Genomic DNA, 4,039 nt, shown 5'->3' with positions numbered 1-4,039 from the left:
CGGGACTCGTTGTCGCCGGCGCGACTCGGCCGTTCGCAGGACCGGCTTCCGACAACGACTCGCCGACCCCTTTTTGTTGGTTCCGGCTACGCCGGGCTGTGTTCAATCCGTGGCAAATTGAACAGGTTATTCATGTGCGGAACCTTACCCCGCCTTTTCGACCGCCGAGAACAGCTCCTTGAGCTCTTCGCCGTCGAGACGAACGTCGCTGCTCAATCCACGGCAAGCCATCTCGATACAAACTTTAGGCGCCTGATTACCGACGATCCCCTCGACAACGGCGGCGACCGTGTGAAAAAAGGCCATCTCTTCGTGTCCTAGGAATTCGAGTTTCGCGGCCAGTGGAGCGAATACTCCGTACGACATCAGAATTCCTAGAAACGTACCGACCAATGCGGCGCCCATGCTGTGTCCGATTTCTTCGACCGGTCCATCGATGTTGGCCATCGTCACGACGATGCCCAACACGGCGGCCACGATGCCGAACCCCGGCAAGCCGTCGGCGGTTTTCGTCAACACGAAGAGCGGCCCGTGATGCTCATTTTCGATCGCCTTCAGTTCCGCGGCGGCCAGCTCGGGCACTTTGTCGGGAGTGATGGCGCCGTCGATCACCGGCGACAACAGCCCGCAAATCAAGCCCGTGGCGTGGTGATTCTTGGCGATGCCTGGATACTTTTGAAAGATGGTGCTGGAGTGCGGATCGGTGACGTGCGGTTCCAGCGCCAGTATGCCGTTGACGCGCGATAACCGCGCTAACTCGTACATTACGCGGAACAGTTCGTCGTAGGCCTTCTTACCGTACGGCGACCCTTTGATCGTCTGGATCATGCCGTGCATCAAATCGATCAGCACCTTTTTTGGCGACATGATGATTAGGGCGCCCAGCGCGGCGCCGCCAATCGTGATGAGCTCCGAAGGGTGAATGAGCGCGCCGACGTGCCCGCCGGCCATGGTGAATCCACCAAGGACCGAACCGAACACGACAACGAGGCCTACGAAGACGATCATGACGAACTCCGGCGACGGACCGATCAATAGGCAGCTTCGCCCGCACGCCCGATGCCCCGCTGCGGGCGCCTGTCGGGCGAGGCGGGTAGTAAAAAATGCACGCGGCCTTTTGACCGATCTAAGATGTTGCTCCAGGTAAACATAGCTTGCGGTCCACGCGCGGCGACCGCAGAACGAGCCTGAGGCTCGGTCTATTTTCCATTCCGTAACTGGCTTTGGGGATTGTAGTTACGTCTGCCTTACCGGCTTATGACGGGTGTGCCGACGGCGGCAGTCGTTATGATTGGCAGCGAGGCGGCGGGCCCGCACTGGGCCCCCGTTTGTGGTCTGAATTCAACACTTGCCGTTGGGTTGATGTCGTGCCCCTATCCGCCGGAATTTCGCGCGCGACGATCACGCCCTACTGGGGCGTCGAGCTGACCGGCTGGGGCTACTACATCGAGCGCCGCTGGCAGCGAATCCACGATGACCTGCATGCCACGGCTCTGGTTTGCGACGATGGTTCTCGCACCGCGGCGCTGGTCGCGGTCGATCTGATGGTCGTCGACCGGCGTTTCACCGATCAAACCCGCAGCTTGGTTCACGCGCACACCGGCATCGCGCCGGACGCCATCTTGATTACTTGCTCGCACAGTCACAACGCACCCGCGGCGGGCGGATTGCTGGGCGCGGGCGCGTGCGATCCGGTTTACGAAGATTGGGCTAGCCGACAGGCGGCCACCGCGGCGATCGTGGCCTGGCACAAGCGCGAGCCGGTGCGGGCCAGCATCGCGCACGGCGACCTTGCCGGCATGACGTACAATCGCACTCGCGCCGGCGGACCCGTCGACACCCGGCTCACGACATTGCGGCTCGATCGCACGGACGGTCGTCCGCTGGCGATGGTGGTGAACTTCCAGGCGCATCCCTGCGTACACACGATCCTGCGTCCCTTCGACGTCACCCGTGATGTCCCGGGCGAAGTTTGCGATCACATTGAAGCCGCGTTGCCCGGCGTTACAGCTATGTATGTTCAAGGCGCGTGCGGCGATGTGAACTTTCTGCCGGAGTTTTCGACCCCCGAGCGGTGCCAGGAGCCCGCACGGCGCGTGGCCAAAACAGCGCTGGCCGCGCAATCGGCGGCGCGGCCGATTGACGATCCCGTCGTGGCCGCGATGAGCCAGCTAGCCAGAATTCCCACGCGCCGCTGGCAGTATGAGGAGATCGACCACGATCGTGCGGAGGCGCTGCGCCGCATGGCCAGTGGAGACATTTCAGGCTGGCAGGAGACCATCGGCCGGGCGATGACCAATCGGCCGCTGGACATGGTCGCGCGGCACGGTGGCGACGAGCACAAAGCCGTTCGTTCGATGGCCCGCTTCCATATCGAGTGGACCGACCAGATGCTTGCGGACTATGACACGCGACCCGAATGGTTGGAAACCGAAGTGCAGGCGTTGCGGCTGGGCGAGTTGTGCATTGTGGCGAACTCGTCGGAGTTCTTTACGACGCTCGCGCAGGACGTGCGTCAGCAGTTCGCTGAGAAGTGCGGGCGGGCAGCAGAGCTAATGATCGCCTGCTATGCCAACGGCCGGATCGGCTACTTGCCCGACGTGTACGATATCGAACGCCGGACGTATGCGGCCTACCAATCGCCGAAGTACTGCAACCAGTTTCCGTTCGTGGCGGAATCGGGGCCGGCGATCTGCGCGGCGATGCTCGACGTGCTGCGGCAATGCCAGGAAACGTAGACGAAACGTGAAATCGGCCCCGATGCCGTGGTTGTTTCAACTCCAACGGCATATACTTCCGTGAGCTATACTTTCGCGACCGAATTTGCATGCGATAAGAAACACCTTGGTGACGCGACTTGTGCCGCGGACGCCTTAATCGAACCACGAACCTACCGAGGAGTTCCCGATGAGAACCAGCAACCCCGCACTCAGCGACGCCGTTTTCAACATTCACGACGCTTCCGCGAGCGCATCGATGACTTTGCAGGGGACCGTGATCAAGACGGGCATCCTGTTGTCGCTGTTAGTGATCGCCGCCGGCTTCACCTGGGGACAGACGATGACGGCGATCAATACGGCGCCTACCGCCGAAGCCGTTGAGGGCGCGAGCCAACTCGCGGCCGCTCCCCCCATCGTCTACAAGTTCATGATCGGTGGCGCGATCGGGGGCCTGGTCTTGGCGATGATCACGATCTTCAAGCCGGCGATCTCTCCCTATACGTCACCCTTGTACGCGGTGGCCCAAGGATTCTTCTTGGGAGGCGTTTCCGCCTTGTTCGAGAACATGTACCCCGGCGTTGTCGTGCCTGCGATCGCACTGACATTCGGTACATTAGCGGCAATGCTGACCGCCTATGCCACTCGGTTGGTTAAGGCCACGGAGAACTTCAAGCTGGGCGTGGTCGCGGCAACCGGCGGGATCGCGATCTTTTATTTGGCGACGATGGTGATGGGCTTCTTCGGAATCACGATCTTCTCCTCGTTCTTTCAAAGCGGATGGATCGGCATCGGCTTCTCGCTGTTTGTCGTCGTGATCGCCGCGTTGAACCTCGTGCTAGATTTCGACTTCATCGAGAAGGGCTGCGAGAGCGGCGCGCCCAAGTACATGGAGTGGTACGGCGCCTTCGGGCTGCTGGTCACGCTGGTCTGGCTGTACTTGGAGATCCTGCGGCTACTGGTAAAGCTGCGGGGGCGAGATTAGTTGGCGCGCATTCATCGGTAGCCACTCGCGAGATTGGAGCGGACTTATCGCCGCGGTGACCGCGGATTGGCCAGGAAGTAAAATCGGCCGTCCTCGGCGCCGCCCAGGAAATCGGGAATTCCGTCACCGTCGAAGTCGACGACCGTCGGGCTGACATCATGCCCTTCGATGTTCTGTTTGGCGATTGCACCGGCATTGCGGAACACCCAAACGCCGTCGCGGGCGTCGACTTGCTTTAGCAGGTCCGCATTGGTGGAATTCACGAGTAAATCGAAACGTCCATCGCCATCCCAATCTTGGGCGCAGAGCTTACGGCGTCCGCTGCCGCCGGCTCGCT

Annotated in this window: 4 protein-coding genes; 2 read left to right on the top strand and 2 right to left on the bottom strand. The window is 61.2% G+C overall.

The annotated features are described in order from the left end of the window. Positions 1-144: 144 nt before the first annotated feature. On the bottom strand, positions 145-1,008 hold the full coding sequence (locus SGJ19_23275; GenBank protein ID MDZ4783179.1) for a motility-associated protein: 864 nt from the start codon (positions 1,006-1,008) through the stop codon (positions 145-147). A 359-nt stretch (positions 1,009-1,367) separates the two neighbouring features. Here SGJ19_23275 and SGJ19_23270 point away from each other — a divergent pair, with 359 nt between their 5' ends. After that, on the top strand, positions 1,368-2,738 hold the full coding sequence (locus SGJ19_23270; protein ID MDZ4783178.1) for a hypothetical protein: 1,371 nt from the start codon (positions 1,368-1,370) through the stop codon (positions 2,736-2,738). Between the two features lie 169 nt (positions 2,739-2,907). Further along, entirely contained in the window at positions 2,908-3,702 is a 795-nt protein-coding gene (locus tag SGJ19_23265) for a Bax inhibitor-1/YccA family protein (protein MDZ4783177.1), read from the top strand. A 44-nt stretch (positions 3,703-3,746) separates the two neighbouring features. Here SGJ19_23265 and SGJ19_23260 read toward each other — a convergent pair. After that, positions 3,747-4,039 (bottom strand): VCBS repeat-containing protein (locus SGJ19_23260; protein ID MDZ4783176.1); only part of this gene is annotated, 293 nt, incomplete at its 5' end.

It is taken from the genome of Planctomycetia bacterium (assembly GCA_034440135.1).
Classification (GTDB): Bacteria; Planctomycetota; Planctomycetia; order Pirellulales; family JALHLM01; genus JALHLM01.
The sequence above is the reverse complement of the archived record's forward strand: the minus strand, read 5'-3'. Positions and strand labels throughout refer to the sequence as shown.